General features: G+C 38.4%; 23 protein-coding genes. 22 read left to right on the forward strand and 1 reads right to left on the reverse strand.

The window, feature by feature from the left end:
* Positions 1-2: 2 nt before the first annotated feature.
* The 5 genes from KVT27_RS17575 (at position 3) to KVT27_RS17595 (ending at position 8,170) form a co-directional block, all read left to right on the forward strand.
* Positions 3-1,139, forward strand: coding sequence for an acyl-CoA dehydrogenase (locus KVT27_RS17575; RefSeq protein ID WP_036122994.1), 1,137 nt, complete (start codon positions 3-5; stop codon positions 1,137-1,139).
* A 3-nt stretch (positions 1,140-1,142) separates the two neighbouring features.
* Positions 1,143-1,775 (forward strand): TetR/AcrR family transcriptional regulator, encoded by a 633-nt coding sequence (locus KVT27_RS17580; protein ID WP_025114794.1) that lies wholly within the window; start codon positions 1,143-1,145, stop codon positions 1,773-1,775.
* A 92-nt stretch (positions 1,776-1,867) separates the two neighbouring features.
* On the forward strand, positions 1,868-5,116 hold the full coding sequence (icmF, locus tag KVT27_RS17585) for a fused isobutyryl-CoA mutase/GTPase IcmF (protein ID WP_217581687.1): 3,249 nt from the start codon (positions 1,868-1,870) through the stop codon (positions 5,114-5,116).
* Positions 5,117-5,580: 464 nt separating this feature from the next.
* Positions 5,581-6,135 carry a DNA-directed RNA polymerase subunit delta gene (rpoE, locus tag KVT27_RS17590; RefSeq protein WP_191967794.1) on the forward strand — a complete coding sequence of 185 codons (555 nt, stop codon included), beginning with the start codon at positions 5,581-5,583 and terminating at the stop codon, positions 6,133-6,135.
* A gap of 442 nt (positions 6,136-6,577) precedes the next feature.
* Positions 6,578-8,170, forward strand: coding sequence for a CTP synthase (locus KVT27_RS17595; RefSeq protein WP_008179025.1), 1,593 nt, complete (start codon positions 6,578-6,580; stop codon positions 8,168-8,170).
* A 49-nt stretch (positions 8,171-8,219) separates the two neighbouring features.
* Here KVT27_RS17595 and KVT27_RS17600 read toward each other — a convergent pair whose 3' ends face one another.
* Positions 8,220-8,750 (reverse strand): DUF2529 family protein, encoded by a 531-nt coding sequence (locus KVT27_RS17600; RefSeq protein WP_217581688.1) that lies wholly within the window; start codon positions 8,748-8,750, stop codon positions 8,220-8,222.
* Between the two features lie 155 nt (positions 8,751-8,905).
* Between KVT27_RS17600 and KVT27_RS17605 the strand changes: the two genes are divergently transcribed.
* From KVT27_RS17605 to KVT27_RS17685, 17 genes are all read left to right on the forward strand, one after another.
* Positions 8,906-9,265, forward strand: a complete 360-nt coding sequence (locus KVT27_RS17605; RefSeq protein WP_008179021.1) for a response regulator — start codon at positions 8,906-8,908, stop codon at positions 9,263-9,265.
* A 228-nt stretch (positions 9,266-9,493) separates the two neighbouring features.
* Positions 9,494-10,348, forward strand: coding sequence for a class II fructose-bisphosphate aldolase (locus KVT27_RS17610; protein ID WP_036123008.1), 855 nt, complete (start codon positions 9,494-9,496; stop codon positions 10,346-10,348).
* Positions 10,349-10,497: 149 nt separating this feature from the next.
* Positions 10,498-11,148 carry a fructose-6-phosphate aldolase gene (gene fsa / locus KVT27_RS17615; RefSeq protein ID WP_004269447.1) on the forward strand — a complete coding sequence of 217 codons (651 nt, stop codon included), beginning with the start codon at positions 10,498-10,500 and terminating at the stop codon, positions 11,146-11,148.
* Between the two features lie 63 nt (positions 11,149-11,211).
* Positions 11,212-12,498 (forward strand): UDP-N-acetylglucosamine 1-carboxyvinyltransferase, encoded by a 1,287-nt coding sequence (locus KVT27_RS17620; protein ID WP_217581689.1) that lies wholly within the window; start codon positions 11,212-11,214, stop codon positions 12,496-12,498.
* Between the two features lie 94 nt (positions 12,499-12,592).
* Positions 12,593-13,549: a class II fructose-bisphosphatase gene (glpX, locus tag KVT27_RS17625; RefSeq protein ID WP_008179010.1), complete on the forward strand. Its 957-nt coding sequence runs from the start codon at positions 12,593-12,595 to the stop codon at positions 13,547-13,549.
* Positions 13,550-13,782: 233 nt separating this feature from the next.
* Positions 13,783-15,066: a transcription termination factor Rho gene (gene rho, locus KVT27_RS17630; RefSeq protein WP_012292741.1), complete on the forward strand. Its 1,284-nt coding sequence runs from the start codon at positions 13,783-13,785 to the stop codon at positions 15,064-15,066.
* A 135-nt stretch (positions 15,067-15,201) separates the two neighbouring features.
* Complete coding sequence (locus KVT27_RS17635; RefSeq protein WP_217581690.1) at positions 15,202-17,103, forward strand: AraC family transcriptional regulator; 1,902 nt, start codon at positions 15,202-15,204, stop codon at positions 17,101-17,103.
* 44 nt (positions 17,104-17,147) lie between these two features.
* Positions 17,148-18,872, forward strand: a complete 1,725-nt coding sequence (locus tag KVT27_RS17640; RefSeq protein ID WP_217581691.1) for an ABC transporter ATP-binding protein — start codon at positions 17,148-17,150, stop codon at positions 18,870-18,872.
* A 41-nt stretch (positions 18,873-18,913) separates the two neighbouring features.
* Positions 18,914-19,708: an ABC transporter ATP-binding protein gene (locus KVT27_RS17645; RefSeq protein WP_008180587.1), complete on the forward strand. Its 795-nt coding sequence runs from the start codon at positions 18,914-18,916 to the stop codon at positions 19,706-19,708.
* Positions 19,709-19,754: 46 nt separating this feature from the next.
* Positions 19,755-20,807 carry a FecCD family ABC transporter permease gene (locus KVT27_RS17650; RefSeq protein ID WP_036145242.1) on the forward strand — a complete coding sequence of 351 codons (1,053 nt, stop codon included), beginning with the start codon at positions 19,755-19,757 and terminating at the stop codon, positions 20,805-20,807.
* A complete protein-coding gene (locus KVT27_RS17655) occupies positions 20,804-21,838 on the forward strand; it encodes a FecCD family ABC transporter permease (protein WP_025114782.1) in 1,035 nt (344 codons plus the stop codon). The genes KVT27_RS17650 and KVT27_RS17655 overlap by 4 nt, the downstream gene beginning before the upstream one ends.
* Positions 21,839-21,930: 92 nt before the next feature.
* Entirely contained in the window at positions 21,931-22,980 is a 1,050-nt protein-coding gene (locus KVT27_RS17660; RefSeq protein ID WP_217581692.1) for an NAD(P)/FAD-dependent oxidoreductase, read from the forward strand.
* Between the two features lie 182 nt (positions 22,981-23,162).
* Complete coding sequence (gene rpmE / locus KVT27_RS17665; RefSeq protein WP_025114780.1) at positions 23,163-23,366, forward strand: 50S ribosomal protein L31; 204 nt, start codon at positions 23,163-23,165, stop codon at positions 23,364-23,366.
* A 116-nt stretch (positions 23,367-23,482) separates the two neighbouring features.
* On the forward strand, positions 23,483-24,055 hold the full coding sequence (locus KVT27_RS17670) for a thymidine kinase (protein ID WP_025114779.1): 573 nt from the start codon (positions 23,483-23,485) through the stop codon (positions 24,053-24,055).
* Positions 24,056-24,225: 170 nt separating this feature from the next.
* Positions 24,226-25,302 carry a peptide chain release factor 1 gene (gene prfA / locus KVT27_RS17675; protein WP_008180577.1) on the forward strand — a complete coding sequence of 359 codons (1,077 nt, stop codon included), beginning with the start codon at positions 24,226-24,228 and terminating at the stop codon, positions 25,300-25,302.
* Positions 25,289-26,149, forward strand: coding sequence for a peptide chain release factor N(5)-glutamine methyltransferase (gene prmC, locus KVT27_RS17680; RefSeq protein WP_036123032.1), 861 nt, complete (start codon positions 25,289-25,291; stop codon positions 26,147-26,149). The genes prfA and prmC overlap by 14 nt, the downstream gene beginning before the upstream one ends.
* A 44-nt stretch (positions 26,150-26,193) precedes the next feature.
* The gene (locus tag KVT27_RS17685; RefSeq protein ID WP_036123034.1) at positions 26,194-26,784 is read left to right on the forward strand and encodes a stage II sporulation protein R; all 591 of its coding nucleotides are present in this window, start codon (positions 26,194-26,196) and stop codon (positions 26,782-26,784) included.
* The last annotated feature ends 52 nt before the right edge of the window (positions 26,785-26,836 follow it).

Here is a 26,836-nt window from a genome sequence, read left to right on the forward strand (position 1 = left end):
CAATGAACTTTCAGTTAACAGAAGAGCATGAGCAATTACGTGAAATGATTCGAGATTTCGCTATGAATGAAGTGGCTCCAACAGCGGCAGAACGTGATGAAAATGAAGAATTTGACCGTGCCATTTTCGATAAAATGGCGGAGCTTGGTTTAACAGGTATTCCATGGCCAGAGGAATATGGTGGAGCTGGATTTGATTATCTTGCATATGTCATTGCTGTTGAGGAATTATCACGTGTTTGTGCATCAACAGGAGTAACATTATCTGCACATACATCACTTGCAGGTTGGCCACTGTATAAGTTCGGTACAGAAGAACAGAAACAAAAATATCTTCGTCCAATGGCTGAAGGAAAGCATATTGGGGCTTACGGTTTAACAGAACCAGGATCAGGTTCTGATGCGGGTGGCATGAAAACTTACGCAAAACGCGATGGCGATGATTATATTTTAAATGGCTCAAAAATCTTCATTACAAATGGTGGAGTAGCAGATACATATATTGTATTTGCCGTAACAGATCCTGAAGCCAAAAACGGTACATCAGCATTTATCGTTGAAGCGGGATATGAAGGTTTCTCTGTAGGTAAGAAGGAGAAGAAATTAGGAATTCGTTCATCTCCTACGACAGAAATTACTTTCGACAACTGTCGTGTTCCAAAAGAAAACTTGCTTGGAGCTGAAGGAGAAGGCTTTAAGATTGCGATGACGACACTAGATGGTGGACGAAATGGTATTGCGGCGCAAGCTGTAGGAATTGCACAAGGAGCACTTGATGCAGCAGTTGACTATGCGAAAGAACGTGTACAATTTGGCAAACCAATTACAGCAAATCAAGGTGTTTCCTTTAAGCTAGCGGATATGGCCACTCAAATTGAGGCATCTCGACTTCTTACATATCAAGCGGCTTGGTTAGAATCTAATAACCTACCATATGGTAAGGCATCAGCAATGGCGAAATTAATGGCTGGCGATACGGCGATGAGTGTAACGACGGAGGCGGTTCAAGTATTTGGTGGTTACGGTTATACAAAAGATTATCCAGTAGAACGCTTTATGCGTGATGCGAAAATTACACAAATTTATGAAGGTACGCAAGAGATTCAACGTCTAGTTATCTCGCGTATGTTAACTAAATAATTGATGACAGAAAAAGATAAAAGGCCCCAAGTACAGTCAACTGTAAAAGATGAAAATTTAATCGCCATTCGTCGTGAGCAAATGATTCAGGGAGCAATTAAGTTATTCAAAGAAAAAGGCTACCATCGGGCCACAACGAGAGAAATCGCAAAAGCTGCAGGCTTTAGTATCGGTACTTTATATGAGTACATTCGAACAAAAGAAGATGTTCTTTACCTCGTATGTGATAGTATCTATCATCATGCAATGGAGCGACTATCAAGTTACGAGATTAAAGCAGGGACAATCGAAGAGCTAAAGGAAATGATTCGAGAATATTTCCTGCAAATTGATAGCATGGTTGATGAGCTTACAATCATGTATCAAGAAACAAAATCATTGTCAAAAGAAGCGCAACGTTATGTCTTTAGTAAAGAGTTTGAAATGGTTGCTACGTTTGAAAGATTGCTAAAGCGCTGTGTACAATCTGGTGACATAACAATGACAGACAAGCAAATTCATTTAGCAGCTAATAATTTAGTAGTGTCTGGACAAAGTTGGGCATTCCGCAAATGGGCATTACATCGCCAACATTCAATTGATGAGTTTATTGACATGCAAATCACATTGTTCATTTCAGGCATAAAGGGGTTTTAATATTTCGTTAGGGGTTTGTCGGTAATTGCATAGAGCGACATTGCAATTGCCGGCTTTTTTTATTCATTAAGGGGAGAGAGTGGGGATTTCATATGACAAAGGTAGAAGTATATCGTCCAAAAAATCACGTACGTTTTGTGACAGCATCGAGTCTTTTTGATGGACATGATGCTTCGGTCAATATTATGCGACGCATTTTGCAATCGAGCGGTGTGGAAGTAATCCATTTAGGTCATAATCGTTCCGTGGAAGAAGTCGTAAATGCTGCGATACAAGAGGATGCACAAGGTATTGCTATTTCTTCTTATCAAGGCGGGCATATGGAATACTTTAAATATATGTATGATTTACTGCGTGAAAAAGGGGCGCCACATATAAAAATATATGGCGGTGGTGGTGGAGTAATTCTACCACGTGAAATTAAAGAGCTGCATTCTTACGGCATTGCGGGGATATTCTCACCAGAGGATGGCCGCGTTTTAGGGCTTCAGGGAATGATTAATGAGCAAATTAAAGGAACAGATTTTCCTACTGCAACTGGTAGCTACTTAGAAAAATTAGAATCTTTAACAACAGAGACTCCTGAAATTTTAGCTAATTTAATTACAGCAGCCGAGTCAAATGACGATGAAGACACGAAAAAAATGCTGGAGGAAGCAAGGAAGCGTTCAAAAGGAACACCTGTTATGGGAATTACCGGAACTGGTGGCGCGGGTAAATCTTCGTTAACGGATGAACTAATCCGCCGTTTCTTAAAAGAATTCCCAGAAAAGCATGTGGCAATTCTGTCCGTCGATCCAACAAAGCAAAAAACAGGTGGGGCATTACTTGGAGATCGAATTCGTATGAATGCGATCTTTAATAATCGTGTCTATATGCGTAGCTTAGCTACACGAGGCTCTCGTACGGAATTAACCGCATCCATTGGGGACGTAATAGATGTAGTACGTGTAGCTGGCTATGATTTAATTATCGTTGAAACAAGTGGTATTGGTCAGGGTGATGCCGAGATTACTAAATATACCGATTTATCAATGTATGTTATGACAAGTGAGTTTGGTGCACCAACGCAGCTTGAGAAGATTGATATGATTGATTTTGCGGATGTTATTGCTATTAATAAGTTTGAACGTAAAGGTTCTGAGGATGCACTACGTCAAGTGCAAAAACAATATCAGCGCTCGCGCGAACTTTGGGATGAATCAATTGATAATATGCCGGTTTACGGGACAATCGCTAGCCAATTTAATGATAAAGGAACAAATGCTTTATTTGCCGCGTTAGTGCAAATTATTAACCAAAAAGCTGGTAGCGATTGGGAAACGAGCTATGAGCAATTTGCTAAAACGCAAAAGCAAGATGTAATTATTCCGAATGATCGTCGTTATTATTTACGAGAGCTTACTGATACAGTTCGTGGCTATCATAAAAAAACAGAACAGCAGGTGGCATTTGCTCGTCGTCTTTTCCAATTAGAAGGGGCTCTCACTGCAGTTAAGGAAAAAGCACCTGATGATGCACTTATCACATCACTTAATTCTTTAGCAGAAGGTGTCCGAGACGAATTAACGGCTGAATCCAAGCGTATATTAGACAATTGGCAAGCTTTAAAGGAAGCGTATGCTGGGGATGAATTTGTGACGAAAATTCGCGATAAAGAAATTCGCACAATTTTAAAGACAATAAGTCTTTCAGGTACAAAAATTCCAAAGGTTGTATTACCAAAGTTTGAGGACTATGGTGAAATTTTGCGCTGGGTTTATAAAGAAAATGTACCAGGCGAATTCCCATATACAGCGGGTGTTTTCCAATTCAAACGAGAGGGAGAAGATCCAAAGCGCCAATTTGCTGGTGAGGGGACGCCAGAGCGTACAAATAAACGCTTCCACTATTTATCGAAGGATGATGACGCGAAACGTTTATCTACGGCATTTGATTCCGTAACATTGTACGGGGAGGACCCAGATTACCGACCAGATATTTATGGTAAAGTTGGGGAATCAGGTGTATCTATCTGTACATTAGAGGATATGAAAAAACTATATGCAGGCTTTGATTTATGTGCACCCTCCACATCTGTATCGATGACAATTAATGGTCCAGCACCTATCATTTTGGCTATGTTCATGAATACAGCGATTGATCAGCAAATAAAATTACGTGAGCAAGAGTTAGGACGTACTTTGACAGTTGAAGAATTTACAGAGACACGTGAGAAAACACTTCAGGTCGTACGTGGAACAGTACAAGCGGACATCCTGAAAGAAGACCAAGGTCAAAATACATGTATTTTCTCTACAGAATTTGCCCTACGTATGATGGGTGATATTCAGCAATACTTTATTGACCATAAGGTACGTAACTACTACTCTGTTTCAATTTCTGGCTATCATATAGCGGAGGCGGGAGCAAATCCTATTTCGCAATTAGCCTTCACATTAGCGAATGGCTTTACGTATGTAGAATATTATTTAAGCCGAGGCATGAATATTAATGAATTCGCGCCTAACTTATCATTCTTCTTCTCTAATGGACTTGATCCAGAATATACAGTAATCGGACGTGTAGCTCGTCGTATTTGGGCGATTGTGATGCGCGATAAATATGGCGCAAATGAGCGTGCCCAAAAGTTAAAATATCATATTCAAACTTCAGGTCGTAGTCTACATGCGCAGGAGATTGATTTTAATGATATTCGTACAACATTACAGGCTTTGATGGCCTTACAGGATAACTGTAACTCCTTGCATACAAATGCCTATGATGAGGCAATTACAACGCCTACTGAGGAATCGGTACGTCGTGCAATGGCTATTCAAATGATTATTACAAAAGAGCATGGCTTAGCGAAAAATGAAAATCCACTTCAAGGTGCTTTTATTGTGGAAGAGCTGACAGATCTTGTGGAAGAAGCTGTCCTCGAAGAATTTGATCGTATCAATGATCGTGGTGGTGTGTTAGGAGCAATGGAGACACAATACCAACGAGGGAAAATTCAAGAGGAATCGATGCATTATGAAATGTTAAAACATTCAGGGGAGTTACCGATAATTGGTGTTAATACTTACCTGAACCCAAACCCAGCTTCTGATGCTGATATTGATAATATGGAGATTGCTCGTGCTTCGACGGAAGAGAAGGAAACTCAAATCCACAATTTACAAGATTTCTGGAAGGCCAATGAAGCTAAAAGCGAGGCAGCTATTAACCGATTACAAGAGGTAGCTGTCCATAACGGAAATATCTTTGCGGAATTAATGGAAACTGTTAAAGTAGCTAGTTTGGGACAAATTACGAAGGCTTTGTATGAAGTTGGTGGACAATATCGTCGTAATATGTAAACAGAGATAGAAAATCTCACTAGTTTACCGACATTTCTTTCTAATTTATGTAATAAGCTTCTCTAGTTTTTAGTGTCTAGTCTTAGGATTAGGCACTTCTTTTTTTTTTCGCTATAATAGAAATGTAAAAAAAAGGGGAGGCGCGGTAGAGGATGAAATCAGCTATTCACTACATAATTGTATTAGCTTTAGTATTGGGAGCCATTTTCCTGTATAATAAGCAAATTGGCGCTATTCCTTTACTACTATTATCTGTCTATTTGTTTTATCTTGGCATAAAAAAAATGCGTAATATAAAAAACAGTAATTGAAGCTAGCAAAGGGGCTAAAACTTTGTATATAATGGGTATTATGCTTATTGTATGGAAAGTACCTTTTGCGTGGCCATTTTTGCTGCGCTTGGAAAATAAAGCACCATGTAATTTTAAAACGTCCATTGTGATGAGGGAAAGGAAGTGCACGAATTGAATTTTCGTGAAATGACAAAGGAACAATTAACTGAAGAGTCGTTAATTAACTTAGCGTATGCAATTTTAAATGAAAAACGTGCCTCAGTAACGTTTAATGATTTGTTAAAAATAATTCAAGAGCTTGTAGGCTACAGTGATGAAGAAATTAAATCCCGCCTACTACAATTTTACACAGATATTAATGTAGATGGCCGCTTCTTATATAACCAAGAAACAGGCTGGGGCTTACGTGAATGGTTTAAAGTAGAGCAAATTGAGGAAGAAACAGCACCTTCTGTTAAAACTCAAAAGAAAAAATCTAAAGCTTCTGTGGATGAAGATGATGATCTAGAAGAAGATATCGATTTGGATGAAGAAGATATCGACTTCGACGAGGACTATGAAGAGTTCGTAGAAGAAGAAGAAGAGATAGACGAAGAAGATGAAGATAAAGAAGATATTGATTTTGATGAAGACGAAGATTTAGAAGATATTGAAGAAATCGATGAAGAGTTTATTGATGAAGACGAAGATGAAGAAGAGTTCGAAGAAGAAGAGGAAGAAATCTAAAACCTCGCTCTTAGAATTTTCTTACTTTTACGCTTGATGTAAAAATTCTTGACTTCTATCACGGTTACGTTTAATCTTTTACTTGGGCTCCTTAAAAGAAGGAGAAAGACCGTGTATATAATACGCTCCCCCTGCAGACCTATGCAGGAGGAGCGTTTTTTTGTTTTTAACTTTATTCAGACCAGCTCTCCCATACTTTTTGTGCGGATATGAATATAAATGTTTTAAAGTATTCATGATGTATAGTAAACGGTGACTGAATAAATGTTAAAGTTTTAAGGTTTAAAGGAAAGTGGAAAAGAGATAGAAACGATGACAGCTTCGAATCGACTACAAGTTTGTAGACATTCTCGGCTTTTCTTTTTTTAGGGTGTTTGACTGTCAGATGTTCTAATCCCTAACAAAACAACTTATCTAGCAATTCTAAAGGAGGAATTTTTTCATGACGAAGTATATTTTTGTAACAGGTGGGGTTGTATCATCACTTGGAAAAGGGATTGTTGCAGCATCTCTAGGCCGTTTATTAAAAAACCGCGGTTTAGAAGTTACGATTCAAAAATTTGACCCATATATTAATATCGACCCAGGTACGATGAGTCCTTATCAGCATGGTGAGGTTTTTGTAACAGATGATGGTGCTGAGGCTGACTTAGATTTAGGGCATTATGAGCGTTTTATTGATATCAACCTAGGAAAGCATTCTACAGTAACTTCAGGTCGTGTGTATCAATCGGTATTACAGAAGGAACGTCGTGGCGATTACAACGGTGGTACAGTACAAGTTATTCCTCATATTACAAATGAAATTAAAGATCGTATCCAACGCGCTGGTCGTGAGACAAATGCAGACGTTGTTATTACAGAAGTAGGTGGAACAGTAGGGGATATTGAATCATTACCTTTCCTTGAAGCTATCCGTCAAATGAAAACTAATTTAGGTCATAATAATGTCATGTATATCCACTGTACATTGATTCCTTATATTAAAGCCGCTGGTGAATTAAAAACAAAACCAACTCAGCATTCTGTAAAAGAGTTACGTTCTTTAGGTATTCAACCAAATATTATCGTTGTGCGTACTGAACAAGAAGTACCACAAGATATGAAAGAGAAATTAGCTTTATTCTGTGATGTTCAACCACATGAAATTATTGAATCTCGTGATGCGGAGCATTTATATGAAGTACCATTAAACCTACATGCACAAGATATTGATGATATCGTTCTTGACCACTTTGGTATGGAAGCTCCAGAAGCGGATATGGAAGAATGGCGCGAGCTTGTAGACAAAGTGAAAAACTTACCAAACAAAAGAAAAGTAGCGTTAGTAGGGAAATATGTAGAACTTCAAGATGCTTATATTTCAGTGGTAGAAGCATTAAAGCATGCAGGCTATGTTTATAATTCTGATATTGAAATTGACTGGATTAATGCAGAACATGTCAATGCTGATAATGTAACTGCACTATTAAAAGATGCTGATGCGATTTTAGTACCAGGTGGCTTCGGTGATCGTGGTGTGGAAGGTAAAATTTTAGCTACGCAATTTGCGCGTGAAAATAATGTACCTTTCTTAGGAATCTGCTTAGGTATGCAGCTTGCAACAATTGAATATGCACGTAATGTGTTAGGATTAAAAGGCGCTCATTCTACTGAGCTTGATGCTAACACAGAGTACCCAATTATCGACTTCTTACCAGATCAAAATGATAGCGTAGATATTGGCGGGACATTACGTTTAGGCCTATACCCATGTAAATTAAAAGACGGTTCTAAGGCAAGTGAAGCATATGGCAAAGAGCTTGTTTATGAGCGTCATCGTCATCGTTATGAATTTAACAATGAATATCGTGAAGCAATGGAAGCAGCTGGTCTTGTCTTCTCGGGTACAAGTCCTGACGGTAAGCTGGTTGAAATTATTGAGCTACCAGAGAATAATTTCTTTGTAGCATGTCAATTCCACCCAGAGTTAGTGTCACGACCAAATCGTCCACAACCACTGTTCCGTGACTTTATCGGCGCAACATTTAAATAAACAAAAAGAGTTGTCTCGAAAAATGAGACAACTCTTTTTAATTGGATTATTACAATTCTTCCTCATCAAAACCAAGCATATCATCATAGGCCATTTTGACAGCTTCATAAACAAAAAGCCCTGCAAGTGCATGTGGTACAACTACCCGTTGACCTAAATCATTTGGCAATAAACCACCTTTAATACGAGTAGAAATATACGTATAGGCTAAGTCTGCAAGAGGATTTTCTGTACTTGCTGGTTCACCTGCAACAGCAGCGAAGGGAATAAATTGAGTATTTAATTTCTGAGCTAAAGCTAGTGCTTCTTCATCGTGCGCACTACGAGTAAAAATGCAAACCCGATCGGCTTCTGTTAAGCTTGTATCCGAAGTCCAAGGTGCTAACTTGCTAAATGGTTCTACTGCTTGCAGTGCATTTAATTCCACTGTCTGCATTTCTCCAAAGCAAGCAAAATAGACATTACCTTCGCCAATTGCAGCTTGTGCCAATAACCTGGCAGTCTCCTCGATCGCATTCTCTTCATTTTGTGTAATTCTTTGTAATAATCCACTTAATTGTGTTGTTAGAATTTTTGACATGATCCCACCTCTACCCATATTATAGGGGGGAAAAAGATAGAAAGCAAAAGCAGATAATTTATAATACTAGAAGGTATTAAGCTGAAAAAGTAGAATTATACATAATAAAGAATGTTTTTGTGTAAGAATAAAAAATAAAAAGGGCGGAATGGAATGTGAAACGATTACTAATTGTCGATGATCAGCAGGGAATTCGTTTGCTTTTAAACGAAGTGCTGAAAAAGGAAGGATATGTTACATATTTAGCAGCCAATGGTTTAGAGGCATTAAAGTATGCAGATGAACAAGACATGGATTGCGTATTACTAGATATGAAGATACCCGGAATGGATGGTATCGAAATTTTAAGACGTTTAAAAGAAAAGTTCCCAAAACTTCCTGTATTTATGATGACAGCGTATGGAGAGCTAGATGTTGTACAAGAAGCTTTAAATTTGGGAGCGATCCGTTACTTTACGAAGCCTTTTGATATTTTTGAAGTGCGTGACGAAGTTAATAAAGCGTTACAAGTTTAAAGAACAGGCAGTGAATACACGGCCTGTTTTCTTTATGCTTAAAAAAGGAGTACATATTTTCTTAGCGCCGCCGTTACGTTGCCCTGTACTTTGGCGACACTGCTGCTACGTTGCACTCCGCTTTCGTGTAGAAAATAATAGCCCCTGCTTTTCAGGGGCTATTATTTTTGCTATGATTGAGGAGCATATTTATGTAGAAAGAATAGTCCTAAGAGGAGGATTTTTAGTATGGCATTAGTATCTATGAAAGAGATGTTAATTAAAGCAAAAGCAGAGGGTTATGCTGTTGGTCAATTCAACATTAACAACCTAGAGTGGACACAAGCAATTTTACAAGCAGCTGAAGAAGAAAAATCTCCAGTGATTCTTGGTGTTTCTGAAGGTGCAGGTAAATATATGGGCGGATTTATTTCTGTTGTTCACATGGTAAAAGGTTTAATGGAATCTTATGGTACTACAGTTCCAGTAGCCATTCATCTTGACCATGGTTCTAGCTTTGCAAAATGTAAAGAGGCAATTGATGCAGGCTTTACTTCTGTGATGATTGATGCTTCACACCATCCATTTGAGGAAAATGTGAAAATTACTTCAGAAGTAGTAGAATACGCACATGCTAAAGGCGTTTCTGTAGAAGCGGAATTAGGAACAGTTGGCGGAGATGAAGACGGTGTAATCGGTGGTATTATTTACGCTGATCCAGAAGAATGCCGTAAAATGGTTGAGTTAACAGATATCGACTGCTTAGCGCCAGCACTTGGCTCTGTACATGGTCCTTATAAAGGAGAACCAAACCTAGGCTTCAAAGAAATGGAGGAAATCTCTAAATTGGCAGATCTTCCACTAGTATTACATGGTGGTACAGGTATCCCAACAAAAGATATCCAACGTTCTATTTCATTAGGTACTGCAAAAATTAACGTGAATACTGAAAATCAAATTGAAGCAACAAAAGCAATCCGTGAGATTCTTGACAACGACAAAGTTGTTTACGATCCTCGTAAATTCCTTGGTCCTGCACGTGAAGCGATTAAAGCAACAGTTGTTGGTAAGATTCGCGAATTTGGTAGTGCACAAAAAGCTTAATTTTTGCATTTAATATGTTACAAAAGCATAGATAAATACACATAATAAGAGAAGTGTTGATGCTTTCAATCGACCTTCTCTTGTTTTTGAAATAAAGAAATTTTGGAAAATATTTAATAATATAAGAAAAATGATCAGGAGGAAATAATATGAAATTTTTTATTGATACAGCAAATTTTGAAGAGATTAAAGAGGCACACGCATGGGGGATTTTATCAGGAGTTACAACAAACCCATCACTAGTGGCTAAAGAAGAAAATGTTTCTTTCCATGATCGTCTTCGTGAAATCGCAGAGCTTGTCGATGGTTCCGTAAGTGGAGAAGTTATTGCACTGGATGCAGAAGGAATGATTAAAGAAGGTTTGGAATTAGCTGCTATTGCTCCTAACATTACAGTGAAACTTCCAATGACACCAGCGGGATTAGAGGCTTGTCGTTTCTTTGCAAACAAAGGAATTAAAACAAACGTAACATTAATTTTTAGTGCAAACCAAGCATTAATGGCTGCGCGTGCAGGTGCTACATATGTATCACCATTTATCGGCCGTTTAGATGACATTGGTCAAAATGGTGTAGAGCTAATTGAAACAATTGCCGACATTTTTACAATTCATAATATTGATACACAAATTATTGCTGCCTCTGTTCGTCACCCTCAGCACGTTACGGCTGCAGCTTTAGCTGGCGCGCATATTTCAACAACTCCATTTAAAGTTTTAAAACAACTTTTCCACCATCCATTAACGGAAAAAGGAATTGAAGGATTTTTAGCGGATTGGAATAAGAGAAAAGGCGAATAATAAGAATATACAGTGAGCCAAATGCAAAAAATACTACTTTCCAATCATGAGGGAGAACGCAAAATGGATGTTTATAAAATTACTGGCGAAAATCGTCTTCAAGGTACAATTAAAGTTAGTGGTGCAAAAAATAGTGCAGTCGCCTTAATTCCTGCATCAATTTTGGCGAACTCTCCAGTGACAATTGGAGGGATACCAGAAATTTCAGATGCATGGACGTTAAAGGCTTTATTAGAGGAAATTGGTGGGGAAGTATCGTTTGAGGATGGGAAGATGACAATCGATCCAACAGACATGATTGCCTTACCATTACCGAACGGCAATGTTAAAAAGTTACGCGCTTCCTATTATTTAATGGGGGCAATGCTAGGACGTTTCAAGAAGGCGGTCATTGGTTTACCAGGTGGCTGTTTCTTGGGTCCCCGACCAATTGATCAGCATATAAAGGGCTTTGAAGCATTAGGCGCTAAAATTACGAATGAGCATGGCGCGATTTATTTACGTGCAGATGAATTAATTGGGGCAAAAATTTATTTAGATGTCGCAAGTGTTGGTGCCACAATTAACATTATGTTAGCTGCTGTCCTCGCGAAGGGCCGTACGGTTATAGAAAATGCAGCGAAGGAACCTGAAATTATTGATGTAGCTACACTTCTAACAAATATGGGGGCCAATATTAAAGGGGCAGGTACAAGTGTCATCCGTATTGAAGGGGTAGAAGAACTACATGGTACAGAGCATACAATTATACCGGATCGCATTGAAGCTGCAACATTTATGATCATGGCTGCAGCAGTAGGTGATGGTATTACAATTGATAATGTAATTCCACTGCATTTAGAAGCAATTATAGCGAAGCTTCGTGAAATGGGTGTGAAGTTTGAAATTGGTGAAGAAAGTATTTATGTACCAAAAACAGACCTCTCCACTTTGCAAGCTGTTGATGTAAAAACATTGGTGTATCCTGGTTTCCCAACCGATATTCAGCAACCACTTGCTGTGTTAATGTCACAGGCATTCGGTTCCTCAAAAGTAACAGATACTATTTATACAGCTCGATTTAAACATATTGATGAGCTTCGTCGTATGAATGCTGATGCTCGAGTAGAAGGCAACACGGCTATTATTAAAGGGCCTAGCAGATTACATGGCTCAACAGTAACGGCTACTGATCTACGCGCAGGCGCAGCATTAGTTTTAGCTGGTCTTCTAGCGGAAGGCGAAACGGAAGTGCAAGATATTTATCATATCGAACGTGGCTATAGCTCACTTATTGAGAAATTACGTGATTTAGGCGCTGATATTCGACGTGAAACAATCCTGGCACGCGTAGCTGAGACAAAGGAATAATGAGAGCTAAAAGTTTTCACTCAATTATGTTACAATAGAGGTAATTTGAATGTTTCGGTATGAAAAATGACCGATAACGGGAGGCAAAGCAACAATGGAACGTAGTTTATCGATGGAAGTAGTACGAGTAACAGAAGCAGCAGCAATTGCATCCGGGAAATGGATGGGACGCGGTTTAAAAATTGAGGCAGATGATGCAGCAACAACAGCGATGCGCAAAATGTTCGATACAATTCCAATGCATGCTACAGTAGTAATTGGTGAAGGCGAAATGGATGAAGCACCAATGCTATATATTGGTGAAGAACTTGGCTTACGAAGTGGTGGTCCAAAAGTAGATATTGCTGTGGATCCATTAGAAGGTACAAATATTGTAGCAAAAGGTACGAATGGTGCAATGACAGTCCTTGCAATTGCAGATAAGGGTAATCTGTTAAACGCACCAGATATGTACATGGAGAAAATAGCTGTAGGGCCAGAAGCAGCTGGTAAAGTAGATATCAATGCTTCTGTCACTTATAACTTATTACAAGTAGCAAAAGCAAAAAATAAAGATATTTCAGATGTAGTTGCTACTTTATTAGATCGTCCACGTCACCAAGCAATTGTTGATGAAATTCGCGAAGCTGGTGCACGTATTAAGTTTATCCAAGATGGCGATGTTGGTGCAGCGATTAATACCGCCTTTGATGAAACAGGTATTGATATTATGTTTGGAACAGGTGGTGCACCAGAGGGTGTTATTTCGGCTGTAGCCTTAAAATGTCTAGGTGGGGACTTCCAAGCAAAATTAGTACCAGAAGATGAAGAGCAATTAGAACGCTGCCATAAAATGGGTGTAGATGTTGATAAAGTTCTTTATTTAGATGATCTAGTAAAAGGTGACGATGCTATTTTTGCAGCAACAGCTGTGACAGATTGTGAGCTTTTAAAGGGTGTTCAATATAAAGGTGCTTACGCATTAACTCACTCAGTAGTTATGCGTGCTAAGTCTGGTACGGTTCGCTTTGTAGAAGGCCGTCACGCACTTGAGAAAAAACCTAGATATTAATGATATTTTCTTCTAAAATATACCTAGTACATCTATTGTGCTAGGTACCTTCTTCTTTAAATAAACCATCCCGTAGTTTGTAAGGCAATGTTTCATCATATGGTGGACTATGTATTTATTATTGACCTACTGAGGTAACCGTATCGTGGGAACAGAGCCATTCGTTCGTAAAAAATCTTCGATGATAACCCCAATAATTGTATTATATTTTGAAAAAGACTGGAGTTGTGCATATGTCTGCATTGACAATCGCTCAATTAGAAAACATGACGTTAAAAGAGCTTTACGCTCTTGCACGCCAATATAAAATTTCATATTATAGCAAGCTAACGAAAAAAGAATTAATATTTGCTATTTTGAAAACGCGTTCAGAGCAAGAAGGCTATTTCTTTATGGAAGGCGTACTTGAAATTGTTTCGCAAGAGGGCTTTGGCTTCCTTCGACCAATAAACTACTCTCCAAGTAAAGAGGATATTTATATTTCTGCATCTCAAATTCGTCGCTTTGATCTTCGTAATGGGGACAAGGTATCTGGGAAGGTGCGACCACCTAAGGAGAATGAACGTTATTACGGATTATTACAAGTTGATGCCGTCAATGGCGAGGATCCTGAAGTTGCAAAGGAACGTGTGCATTTCCCTGCACTAACACCGTTATATCCAAACAGACAAATTAAACTGGAAACAACTCAGCGTAATTTATCAACACGTATTATGGATTTAGTGGCGCCTGTAGGTTTTGGTCAGCGTGGATTAATCGTTGCACCGCCGAAAGCGGGGAAAACATCTTTATTAAAAGAAATTGCAAACGCTATTACGACAAATCATCCAGAAGCAGAGCTTATTGTCCTACTGATAGATGAACGTCCTGAGGAAGTAACTGATATTGAACGATCTGTAAATGCAGATGTTGTTAGCTCAACGTTTGATGAAGTTCCAGAGAATCATGTTAAAGTGGCAGAGATCGTTTTAGAACGTGCACGCCGTTTAGTGGAACATAAACGTGATGTCATTATATTAATGGATTCCATCACACGTTTGGCACGTGCATTTAACCTTGTCATTCCTCCAAGTGGACGTACACTTTCAGGGGGGATCGATCCAGCTGCCTTCCATAGACCTAAGCGCTTCTTTGGATCGGCTCGAAATATTGAAGAAGGCGGTAGCTTAACGATATTAGCAACTGCTTTAGTAGATACTGGTTCACGTATGGACGAGGTTATTTACGAAGAATTTAAGGGGACAGGTAATTTAGAGCTTCATTTAGATCGCCAGTTGGCAGAGCGCCGAATTTTCCCTGCGCTTGATATTCGCCGTTCAGGTACACGTAAGGAAGAGTTATTGCTTGAGCCTGAACAACTTGAAAAACTATGGGCGATTCGTAAAACATTTTCAGATGCGCCTGATTTTGCGGAACGCTTCCTGAAAAAACTGCGTACAACAAAATCGAACGAAGAATTTTTTGAAAAACTGAACGAAGATATGAAAAAAGCAACAAAAGGTAAAGGTTTATTATAGAACAGCCATCACCATTGACAAATAATTGTCAATGGTGATTTTTTTGTATATTTTTAAATGAATAAATGTTTATTGAAATTGATAATCATTATCAATATAATGAAGTTAATAAATATCTTTTTGAAGGAGATTCGGATGAATTATGATGCCTACATGCTGCTTTGGCAAAATGCCTATGTTCAAATGAAGCATATTAATTACATAAATAAATCAAAAGTTCAAGTTTCAAAGGTAGTAACTAATAGTTCGTTTCTTATCATAACAGCAGGCGAGGCGCAAATTATCATTGATGAACAGCCTTATTATGTACAGCGTTTCAGTATTTTTCACATTGGTAAATCTCAATGTTTACAAATTAATGCACAGCATAGTGTTAGCTACTTCCTCATACGTTATGAAGGAGATGTCATCTACAAGGATGCCTTTATGCAACATCTACAGATGCAATATCAACCTTTTCAAATAAACTTCTCTTGTGTGCCTGCTAATCCAATAGCCATTCACAACATACTTCAAGATATGTATAGCAAATGGATGTCTGGCTCTATTCAAGATCATTTTTCAGTTAAAGCCTCTTTGTATGAATTTGTTTATCGTGTGTTTCAAGAATTAGCAGATGGGCAGGGGAACCCGCATGAAATGGATAAGGCAGAAGTAGCACGACTGTATATTCATCAGCATCTTCACCAAGCATTATCTATACAAACATTGGCAGATACGCTTCATATTAGCACACGTCATTTATTACGAATTTTTAAAGCACGCTATGGGGTAGGACCACAAATATATTTACAGCAATTAAGAATTGAGCAGGCACAACAATATTTGGTGGAAAACCAATTTGGTATAAAGGAAATTGCAATTTCACTTGGCTATGAAGATGAATACTATTTTAGTCGTGCCTTTAAAAAGGCTACAAATATGGCACCAAGTAATTTTAGGCTGAAATATACATCCTATATGTCTGAAATGGCCATTACAAATGAGAATCATTTTCAATACAATGAGAATCAGCTCGCGCAAGCAAACCGATTTGAGAATGGAGAAAATGAAATCATGATGCAAAAGATGATTCAACATATAAAACTGCCTTTTTTTCTGAGTCTGTTTGTTTTATTAGCAGCATGTAATGAAGATTCGGTCTCATCGAAGGTAGAGGAACAAACTACTCCAGATACTATAGAGACGAGAATGGTGACAGATGACAGTGGCCGTGAAGTAGAAATTCCAGTGAGAGCAAAAAGAGTCATCACAGACTGGTATCTAGGCCAAATTTTAGCGTTAGATGTTGTACCAGTAGGAGGGGTAACAGCTAACCTCAATTATGCTGCGTTTTTAAAACAACACTACAAGGATGGGGAAATTTCGAATATTGGGACTGATGGGAAGGTATCATTGGAAAAAATTCTAGAGCTAAAGCCAGATTTAATCATTACATGGAATCCAGAAGATGTAGGAAAATATGAAAAAATTGCACCTACAATTGTCTTTGCTGAAGATGCTCATTCATCAGCTATAGAGGAAATTAAGGCGATGGGAAGTTATTTAGGAAGACAAAAAGAAGCTGAAACTTTTGTTAATGAGTTTGAAGATCGAATAGCTACAGCTAAGGAAAAAATAAATGATGTGGTTCCAGACGGCGCAACATTTACTATTTATGAAATGTTTGAAAAAAATGCAACGATTGTTGGAAATTCAAGCGTATCAGGTGGTAGAGCACTCTATCAAATTTTGGGCCTGAAGCCTCAAGAAAAAGTGCAGGAGTTATATGATGCAAAAGAGGCGAGTGGCGGACGTTATGAGATTTCCTACGAGGTAGTAGGTGATTTTGTAGCTGATTATAACTTCATGATTAATTTCTTTAACAAAGATGGGAAGTTACCAGGGACTTGGACAAGCTTAGATGTCGTAAAAAATAATCAAATCATAGAGCTTCCATCTGAATATTATTTTGCCTCTGATCCACTTTCGGGTCTCCATCAAGCTGAAGAGCTGGCTGACAAAATAGTAGAGTTTACGAAGGCTCAACAAAAATAAATTAGTAGATATGAAGATTGATATTGCAATAGGAGGCTACAACCATGTTATTACAGCGATTTTTCTCATATTACAAACCATATAAACGCTTATTTATTTTAGATTTTAGCTGCGCCATTTTAGTAGCATTAATCGAATTAGCGTTTCCAATTGTTTTAAATAAAGTAATTGATGATATTTTGCCAGATGGCGAACTAAAGTGGATTATTATGGCGAGTTTATTGTTATTTGCCTTATATATTTTTAATTCCATACTCCATTTCATCGTATCGTACTGGGGACATATGCTAGGGATTAATATTGAAACGGATATGAGAAAGGAATCCTTTAGCCATGTACAAAAACTTTCCTTTAGATATTTTGATAATAATAAAACGGGACATCTTGTTTCGCGATTAACAAACGATTTAATGGATATCGGTGAGCTTGCCCACCACGGTCCTGAAGATATTTTTATTGCAGCAATGACCATTATAGGGACATTTGGTGTGATGTTCTACATAGATCCAACCTTTACAATTCTTATTTTCCTACTTGTGCCGATCATCCTAGTTCTGACGATCATTTTCGGAAAATTAATGTCCAAAGCATTTCGTCAAATGTTTGGTGATATTGCTGATTTTAATGCTCGCGTTGAAAACAATGTCAGCGGTATTCGTGTTGTACAGGCTTTTACAAATGAGGATCATGAAATTAAACGCTTTAAGGTAAACAATGAAAGATTCCGAATGACTAAATTGTTCTCTTATAAGGTCATGGCTTGGAATGAAGCCATTTCAGGTATTTTAACAAAGGTATTGTCATTATTTACATTATTTGTTGGAGCTTATTTTGTCCTAAATGGCGATCTATCTAATGGAGACTTTATCGCATTTATTTTACTTTCAGGGATTCTGCTAGGCCCTATTAATAAAATCAACATGTTTATAGAAAGCTATCCAAAAGGTATGGCAGGATTTAGACGCTATATTGAATTTCTTGAAACAGAGCCCGAGATAGCGGATCGACCAGAAGCGAAAGACATCGATGAAATTGATGGTGAAATCACATTCACGGATGTATCATTTGGCTACTCAGATGCGAATCGTACTTTACATCACATTAATTTACAGGTTCGCCCTGGTGAAACAGTTGCACTAGTAGGTCCATCAGGAGCAGGAAAATCTACAATTTGCAGTTTGCTGCCACGTTTTTATGATGTCAATGAAGGCTCCATTAAAATTGATGCTGTGGATATACGCGATTTCAAATTGCAATCATTACGTGGTCATATTGGGATTGTTCAACAAGATGTCTTTTTATTTGATGGCACTATTCGCGATAATATCGCTTACGGCAATCTGAATGCTAGTGAAGAAGATATTTGGTACGCAGCTCAGCGCGCACAGCTGACCGATGTCATTAAAGCACTCCCAGAGGGAATGGATACATTAATTGGTGAGCGAGGTGTGAAGTTATCAGGAGGTCAAAAGCAAAGACTATCCATTGCACGAATTTTCCTGAAAAACCCAAAAATTTTAATACTTGATGAAGCAACATCGGCATTGGACACTGAAACGGAACAAGCTATTCAACAAGCATTAAACGAGCTTTCTATTGGTCGTACGACGTTGGTAATTGCCCATCGATTAGCAACGATTAAGGATGCAGATAGAATTGTTGTTGTATCGAAAAAAGGCATTATTGAAGAAGGAACACATGAGCAATTAATGGAACGAAAACATGCTTATTATGGGTTGTATACAGCTCAATTTGGTCTGCAAATATAAGGTTGGTTCAAAGCACTCTCAAAAATGAAAGGAAGTTAATTATGTCAGTACTAGAAATAGATCGTGTGGCGATTGGTTATTCCTCGACGCTCATAGTCAATGATTTAAGTGTGGAAATTCCAAAAGGGCAGATTTCCACAATTATCGGTCCAAATGGTTGTGGTAAATCTACTTTATTAAAGGCAGTGGCTCGTGTACTACAAACTCAAAATGGGGCGGTTTATTTAGATGGTAAAGCAATTCACCAATTGAAGACCAAGGAAGTAGCCAAAAGAATGGCTATTTTGCCTCAAACAGCAACAGCTCCAGGAGGCTTAACTGTTTTTGAGCTAGTATCATATGGTCGCTTTCCTCACCAAGTCGGATTTGGTACATTGCGTAAGGAAGACTATGAGTATATCCATTGGGCTATTGATGTGACGGGATTAAGGGAATTTAGTGATCGACCAATTGAAGCATTGTCAGGTGGCCAACGCCAAAGGGTTTGGATTGCCATGGCATTAGCACAAGGCACTGATATTCTAGTACTGGATGAACCAACCACATATTTAGATTTAGCCCATCAGCTAGATATTTTATTGCTTTTACAAAAGTTAAATAAAGAAGAAGGTCGAACAATAATCATGGTATTACATGATTTGAATCATGCATCACGTTTCTCCCACTTTATCATGGCCATGAGAGACGGGAATTTAATGGTGGATGGAAGTCCAGAAGAAGTGATGACAAAGGAAAATTTACAAAGAGTGTTCAATATTGATGCTGAAATGGCTGTTTGTCCATATAGTAAAAATCCAATCTGCCTATCCTATCAGCTATACGATATGAAGAAATAAAATCTAGTCTGTATGTTTATTGGGAAGTTTATAAGGAGGAAATAAAATGACTACGTCGACAGGAGTAGGAGAGCTCAACGATTTAGAGGAGCTACAGAAACGATCTCATCCGATCCGTGGAGTAGTAGCTTTAATTGTAGGAGTAATTGGATTAATTTTAGCTATTGGCTTATCGATCTCTTTTGGTGCAGCAGATATTTCACTGGGTACTGTTTGGACAGCGGTTACCCATTTTTCACCGGAATTAACTACACATCAAATTATTCATGATATCCGCTTACCGCGAGTACTCGGGGCAGCTCTAGTAGGAGCAAGCTTTGCGGTAGCGGGGGCGATTATGCAAGGTATGACACGTAACCCATTAGCAGATTCGGGATTGTTAGGCTTGAACTCGGGAGCCGCATTTATGTTGGCAGTGTGCTTTGCCTTTTTCCCTGGTATGCCTTACATGTTTTTAATTTTATGGTCCTTTATTGGAGCAGGTCTTGGGGTGGCCATTGTTTATGGTATTGGGTCACTGTCTAAAGGTGGTTTAACACCTATGCGACTTGTTTTGGCTGGTGCAGCTGTTAGTGCATTGCTTGGAGCGCTCGGAGAAGGAATTGCCCTTTATTACCGTATTGGTCAAGACCTTGCTTTTTGGTATGCGGGCGGTGTTTCGGGAACAAAATGGAGCCATCTACAAATATTATCACCTTGGATACTTATTGCGATGATAGGAGCTCTTATTTTATCACGTTCAATCACTGTACTGAGCTTAGGGGAGGAAATTGCTGTTGGGCTTGGACAACGTACGGGTGTTGTAAAAGTATGGGGAATGATCATTGTGTTAATTTTAGCGGGTGCGGCAGTTTCTGTTGTAGGAGCAGTTGGTTTTGTTGGCTTAATAATTCCCCATTTAACGAGATACATAGTTGGTCATGATTATCGCTGGATTATCGTTTGTTCGTTAGTATATGGAGCGTTGCTTGTGGTGTTAGCTGATTTAGTAGCACGCGTTATCAATCCTCCTTATGAAACGCCGATTGGTGCTTTAATTGCCTTTATTGGTGTTCCTTTCTTCCTGTATTTAGCACGTAAAGGAGGGAAAGAGCTATGAGTAACAGCTATTTAACGCCAAGTCAGCAGAAGACAAAAAAGAAAAATTTTATCATTATTGCTACATTGCTTGTGTTAATCTTCATTACCTTTGTGATTAGTATGAATACTGGAGTGATTAAGCTAACACCAATGGAGGTTTTTAAGACTCTTTTTGGACAAGGAGATGCACAGCAACAATTAATCCTATTTGAATTTAGGCTTCCGCGAATTGTGATAGCTGTATTAGTGGGAATGGGCTTAGCTATATCAGGTGCTATTTTACAAGGTGTTTCTAAAAATGCTTTAGCGGACCCGGGTATTTTAGGGATTAATGCGGGTGCTGGTCTTGCAGTTATGTTGTATATTTCATTTTTTCCAACAACGAAGGCGGCACCTGTCTATTTACTGCCAGTACTTGCCTTTATAGGAGCGGGCTTAACGGCAGTTCTGATTTATTCCCTTTCTTATAAACGACATGAAGGTATTACACCCATGCGTTTAATTTTAACAGGGGTAGCTGTAGCAGCAGGGATTAGTTCAGCAATGATTGTCCTAACACTACGCCTATCACCTGAAAATTATCAGTTTGTGGCAACATGGCTGGCAGGGAGTATATGGGGTTCAAATTGGAGATTTGTTCTTTCATTATTACCATGGTTAGTGATCTTGTTACCATTTGTTTATGCGAAATCGCGGGTTTTAAACATTTTGAATTTAGGCGAATTAACAGCTGTCGGATTAGGGGCTTCGATTGAAAAAGAGCGCCGTTGGTTACTAGCCGCAGCAGTTGGCTTAGCAGGCGCTAGTGTTTCTGTAAGTGGTGGCATTGGCTTTGTAGGGCTCATCGCTCCACATTTGGCTCGCCAACTGGTTGGGGCAAAGCATCAGTTTTTACTCCCTGCAGCTGCATTATTAGGTGGTTTTCTCGTCTTAATGGCTGATACGATAGGTCGTTCTATACTCGAGCCTTCAGAAATTCCAGCGGGGATCGTAGTAGCCGTTATAGGCGCTCCTTATTTCTTGTATTTATTAGCACGATTAAAGGAATAAATAGTGAAAGTATTTTTGTAAACAATAAAGGTAGGGTAGCCGAGTGCCTGTCATAATTCTCGGAATTAGCATGAAGGGGATGGAATCTAATAATGGTGAAAGAACTATATGATGTAACGATTGTTGGCGGTGGTCCAGCGGGTCTCTATACAGCCTTTTATAGTGGCATGCGAGATTTAAAAACGAAAATTATCGAGTATAGCTCTCAGCTCGGTGGTCGTATGTTAATTTATCCTGAAAAAATGATTTGGGACGTTGGTGGAGTTACTCCTATTTTAGGCGGCCAGCTTATCAAACAGCTTGTTGAACAAGCTCAAACTTTTGATCCGACAATTGTTTTAAATCAAAAGGTGGAAGGATTAGAAAAACAACCGGATGGAACATTTATATTAACTTCCTCGACGGGTGAAAAGCATTATTCCAAAACAGTGATTTTGGCAGTTGGTTATGGCGTTCTAACGATGCAAAGGCTTGAAATAGAAGGAGCAGATCGCTATGAAGTAACTAATTTACACTACACTGTTCAGGAATTAGAGATTTTCCGAAATAAACATGTTTTAATTTCAGGCGGTGGTAATTCAGCTGTCGATTGGGCGAATGAGTTAGAGCCAATTGCAGCAAGTGTTACGATCGTACACCGTCGAGAGGACTTTGGTGGTCATGAAAAGAACGTTTTACGGATGAAGGAATCCTCCGTATGTGTAAAAACGCCGTATGAGGTAGTGCAATTACATAGTGATGGAGATGTAATACAATCTGTATCGATTATGAATAAAGAGACGGAAGAGATAGAGCGAGTTGAAGTAGATGCCGTTATTGTGAACCATGGCTTAAAATGCGATTATGGTGCACTAGAAGAATGGGGATTACATATAGAAGATGGCGTAGCACTCGTCAATGAAAAGAGAGAAACTAATATAGAAGGAATCTATGGGGCGGGTGATTTTATTGATCATCCAAGTAAAGTTAGGTTAATAGCAGGTGCCTTTACAGATGGCGTATTAGCGTTAAATAGTGCAAAACTATTAATAGAACCTGATGCACCAAAAGTTGCTTATGTTTCTTCCCATAATATCCGTTTCAAAGAGCGAAATGAAAAAATAGGGTTACAAGATAATGATTATCGTGAGGTTCGTGGATAAAAACTATTGAAATATTTCTTTTGATATTTTTTTCTTGAAAATAATAAAACGCCTATGCTATACTTCATAAGTATGCAACGTGTACATATATAGCTGATGGTTTCACTCATATTCGGGCTATGTAAGGTACAGTTCGATAATACTCTGTTCCAGATGGTTCAGGGCGAGAGGAGAAAACGAATATGAAACAAGGAATTCATCCAGACTACAAAGAAGCAACAGTAACTTGCTCTTGTGGGAACACTTTCAAAACTGGTTCAGTAAAAGAAAACATCGTTGTCGAGTTCTGCAACGAATGTCACCCATTCTATACTGGCCGTCAAAAATTCGCGTCTACTGATGGTCGCGTGGATCGTTTCAACAAAAAATACGGTCTTAAAAACTAATGTTAGTTTAATACCTGCCAAGCATGTGCTTGGCAGGTATTTTTTTCAGTAAATATGACACGTTGATGCAAGTCTTTTCAAAATACAGATCGACCAAAAGAAAGGGAGAAGACAGTATGGCGCAGCTATATTTTAAACATGGTGCAATGAATAGTGGGAAATCAATAGAGATTTTAAAAGTTGCCCATAATTATGAAGAACAACAGAAACCTGTAATGATGTTTACATCAGGTTTAGATACACGTGATGAGGTTGGTTTTGTTTCCAGTCGAGTAGGTCTAAGACAGCAAGCCATTCCTGTTTATGAAGATACAAATATTTTTGAACTTGTGAGAAACAATTCGGTTAAACCATATTGTGTACTTGTGGATGAAGTTCAATTTTTAAAAAAAGCACATGTTTTACAACTTGCTAACATTGTGGATGAATTAGATATTCCAGTCATGGGCTTTGGCTTAAAAAATGATTTTCAAAATGAACTGTTTGAAGGCAGCCAATACATGCTTACATATGCAGATAAAATTGAAGAAATGAAAACCATTTGTTGGTTCTGCCATAAAAAAGCAACGATGAATTTACGAGTAGATGGAAATGGACAGCCTGTATATACAGGAGATCAAATTCAAATTGGTGGAAATGATTCCTATTATCCAGTATGCCGAAAATGTCATGCTCATCCTTCGCTATAATGGAAGATCACAGTATGAAGCACTAAGAAAAAGTGGCGTATATGCGAAAAGTTTTTTATACTAAGTAGTGGACATACACATTGTAAATAACCATTATGCTTGAGCATAATTTTAATGGAGAGCTCTTGGTAAATAGGAGCAATTTAAGAAACTAAATAGAGGTGAAATCCATGTTTGATCGATTACAGGCAGTGGAGGATCGCTATGAAAGGCTGACAGAGCTTTTAAGCGACCCGGATATTGTTAATGATAGTAAGAAATTACGTGAATATTCGAAGGAACAGTCAGATATCCAAGAAACTGTGGATTCGTATCGTGAATATAAAAATGTCAAAGAGCAATTAGTAGATACACGTGAAATGTTAGATAGCGAAAAAGATCCTGATATGCATGAAATGGTAAAGGAAGAATTTAACCTATTAAAAGCACAGCAGGAAGAACTTGAGGAACGCTTACGTATTTTATTAATTCCCAAAGATCCTAATGATAATAAGAACGTTATTATGGAAATTCGTGGAGCGGCTGGTGGAGACGAGGCAAATATTTTTGCTGGTGATTTATTCCGCATGTATTCTCGTTATGCAGAAACACAAGGCTGGAAAATTGATATTATGGAAGCCACTCCAAATCCAATGGGCGGCTATAAAGAAGTGATCTTTATGATTAACGGACAAGGTGCTTATTCAAAGTTCAAATTTGAAAATGGTGCACACCGTGTACAACGTGTACCAGCTACCGAATCACAAGGACGTATTCATACATCAACAGCAACAGTAGCATGTTTACCTGAGGTAGAGGAAGTAGACGTTGAAATTCATGAAAAAGACATTCGTGTAGATACATTTGCATCTTCTGGTGCGGGTGGTCAATCTGTAAATACAACGATGTCTGCGGTTCGTATGACCCATTTACCAACGGGTGTTGTAGTTTCCATGCAGGATGAGCGTTCTCAAATTAAAAACCGTGAAAAGGCTATGAAAATTTTACGAGCTCGTGTAGCAGATATGTACATGCAAGAAGCACAAAAAGAGATCGATGCCACACGTAAGTCAGCTGTGGGTTCTGGTGATCGTTCAGAGCGAATTCGCACATACAATTATCCACAAAACCGTGTAACAGACCACCGTATTGGGTTAACGATTCAAAAGCTAGATCAAATCGTCGAAGGTAGATTGGACGAAATTATCGATACGCTTATTTTAGAAGAACAAGCATCGAAGTTAGAGCGTTTAAATGATGACTTATAAAAATGTGATGGAGGCCCTTGAGTGGGCTTCTTCTTTTTTAGTGGATAATGGTCGGGAGCAAACTGCGGCACGTATTGTTATGCAGCATATACTTGATACAAGTTATTCAGAGGTTATGCTACATTTACAGGATAAATTAACAGAAGAACAGCAAGTAAAATTTAGAGCTCTTATAGAAGAACATGTCAATGGTCGCCCAGTTCAGTATTGCGTGGGAAGTGAGGAGTTTTATGGTCGTTCATTTATCGTCGATGAATCAGTTTTAATTCCTCGACCGGAAACGGAAGAACTAATTCTTGGCACTATTAATCGTATGACTAAACTATTTCAACATCAAGCATTGAAGGTAGCTGACATAGGTACGGGTAGTGGGGCTATTGCCATTTCAATGAAGCTGGAATGTCCTGCGTTAACGGTCGTAGCAACTGATTTATCCGAGGATGCATTAGCGACAGCACAAAAAAATGCACAGAGATTAGAGGCCGATATCGATTGTAGGTTGGGAGATTTAACTGCTCCGCTCGCGGGTGAAAAATTTGATATTATTTTATCGAATCCTCCATATATCGCATTTGATGAGGCTGAAGCTATGTCAGATGTTGTACTAAAGCATGAGCCCCATAGCGCACTATTTGCGGAGGAAGATGGTCTTATTTTATATCGACAATTAGCAGAGCAATTGCCAATGTATATGAATAGACCTGCATTAATTGGATTAGAAATCGGCTATACACAAGGTGAAAAAGTAGCAAAATTCTTTCAAGATAGTTTTCCACAGGCTACGATTTCGATAGAAAAAGATATTAATGGGAAACCGCGAATGATTTTTTGTGAGATTCATGTATAAAGTGTCTTTATCTTGCCAACAATGTTGAGCAAGGAGGGATTTACATGTTAAATGAATACAAGTTTATTAGATTGCCTAAACAAAATATCTTTCTAGCGTTTGCTAGATTAGTAGTAGTGGCCATTGCCTTACAGCTATGTGTTTTATATATTCCATCATTAGTAGGTTTTGCAAAAGAGGCTACTAATCAAGAACAAGAAAACGATTTTAGAATTCGTGTAATTGCTAATAGCAATACAGCACAAGATCAGTATGAGAAAGAGCAGCTTGTGGAAGAATTAAAGCCCTATTTTATGCAAGTAGTAACTGCAGGAGTTGCGGGGAATGAGCAAATCCAAACATTAAAGCAACAAATTGAAACAGAATTAAGCGAAAATTATCCACAGATTGATACACAGGTAGTGGTTGGGGATAACTTATTTCCGCCTAAAAGACAGGGAGCGGTATTATATCCACAAAATGTGTATCACTCCATTGTAGTTAAAATTGGTGATGCGCGTGGCGATAACTGGTGGTGCAGTATATTCCCATCCATTTGCGAGCCTGAAAAAGAAGAAGTAAAAGCAGAAGAGCCAGAAGAGGAAGAGCAAGTAACATTCTTTATTTGGGAATGGGTGAAAGGGCTTTTTGCATGAATTGTTCACAAATTCAGATAACTTATGCACATTTTTTAAGAAGTTATAAACA

The organism is Lysinibacillus sp. GbtcB16 (assembly GCF_019091145.1).
In the GTDB taxonomy this organism is placed as follows: domain Bacteria; phylum Bacillota; class Bacilli; order Bacillales_A; family Planococcaceae; genus Lysinibacillus; species Lysinibacillus fusiformis.

Bases quoted from the DNA above. Each gene is read 5' to 3' on its own strand.
- KVT27_RS17575 (WP_036122994.1), top strand. From the start codon at position 3: ATGAACTTTCAGTTAACAGAAGAGCATGAGCAATTACGTGAAATGATT.
- KVT27_RS17580 (WP_025114794.1), top strand. From the start codon at position 1,143: ATGACAGAAAAAGATAAAAGGCCCCAAGTACAGTCAACTGTAAAAGAT.
- icmF (WP_217581687.1), top strand. From the start codon at position 1,868: ATGACAAAGGTAGAAGTATATCGTCCAAAAAATCACGTACGTTTTGTG.
- KVT27_RS17595 (WP_008179025.1), top strand. From the start codon at position 6,578: ATGACGAAGTATATTTTTGTAACAGGTGGGGTTGTATCATCACTTGGA.
- KVT27_RS17600 (WP_217581688.1), bottom strand. From the start codon at position 8,750: ATGTCAAAAATTCTAACAACACAATTAAGTGGATTATTACAAAGAATT.
- KVT27_RS17610 (WP_036123008.1), top strand. From the start codon at position 9,494: ATGGCATTAGTATCTATGAAAGAGATGTTAATTAAAGCAAAAGCAGAG.
- fsa (WP_004269447.1), top strand. From the start codon at position 10,498: ATGAAATTTTTTATTGATACAGCAAATTTTGAAGAGATTAAAGAGGCA.
- KVT27_RS17620 (WP_217581689.1), top strand. From the start codon at position 11,212: ATGGATGTTTATAAAATTACTGGCGAAAATCGTCTTCAAGGTACAATT.
- glpX (WP_008179010.1), top strand. From the start codon at position 12,593: ATGGAACGTAGTTTATCGATGGAAGTAGTACGAGTAACAGAAGCAGCA.
- rho (WP_012292741.1), top strand. From the start codon at position 13,783: ATGTCTGCATTGACAATCGCTCAATTAGAAAACATGACGTTAAAAGAG.
- KVT27_RS17635 (WP_217581690.1), top strand. From the start codon at position 15,202: ATGAATTATGATGCCTACATGCTGCTTTGGCAAAATGCCTATGTTCAA.
- KVT27_RS17640 (WP_217581691.1), top strand. From the start codon at position 17,148: ATGTTATTACAGCGATTTTTCTCATATTACAAACCATATAAACGCTTA.
- KVT27_RS17645 (WP_008180587.1), top strand. From the start codon at position 18,914: ATGTCAGTACTAGAAATAGATCGTGTGGCGATTGGTTATTCCTCGACG.
- KVT27_RS17650 (WP_036145242.1), top strand. From the start codon at position 19,755: ATGACTACGTCGACAGGAGTAGGAGAGCTCAACGATTTAGAGGAGCTA.
- KVT27_RS17655 (WP_025114782.1), top strand. From the start codon at position 20,804: ATGAGTAACAGCTATTTAACGCCAAGTCAGCAGAAGACAAAAAAGAAA.
- KVT27_RS17660 (WP_217581692.1), top strand. From the start codon at position 21,931: ATGGTGAAAGAACTATATGATGTAACGATTGTTGGCGGTGGTCCAGCG.
- rpmE (WP_025114780.1), top strand. From the start codon at position 23,163: ATGAAACAAGGAATTCATCCAGACTACAAAGAAGCAACAGTAACTTGC.
- KVT27_RS17670 (WP_025114779.1), top strand. From the start codon at position 23,483: ATGGCGCAGCTATATTTTAAACATGGTGCAATGAATAGTGGGAAATCA.
- prfA (WP_008180577.1), top strand. From the start codon at position 24,226: ATGTTTGATCGATTACAGGCAGTGGAGGATCGCTATGAAAGGCTGACA.
- prmC (WP_036123032.1), top strand. From the start codon at position 25,289: ATGATGACTTATAAAAATGTGATGGAGGCCCTTGAGTGGGCTTCTTCT.
- KVT27_RS17685 (WP_036123034.1), top strand. From the start codon at position 26,194: ATGTTAAATGAATACAAGTTTATTAGATTGCCTAAACAAAATATCTTT.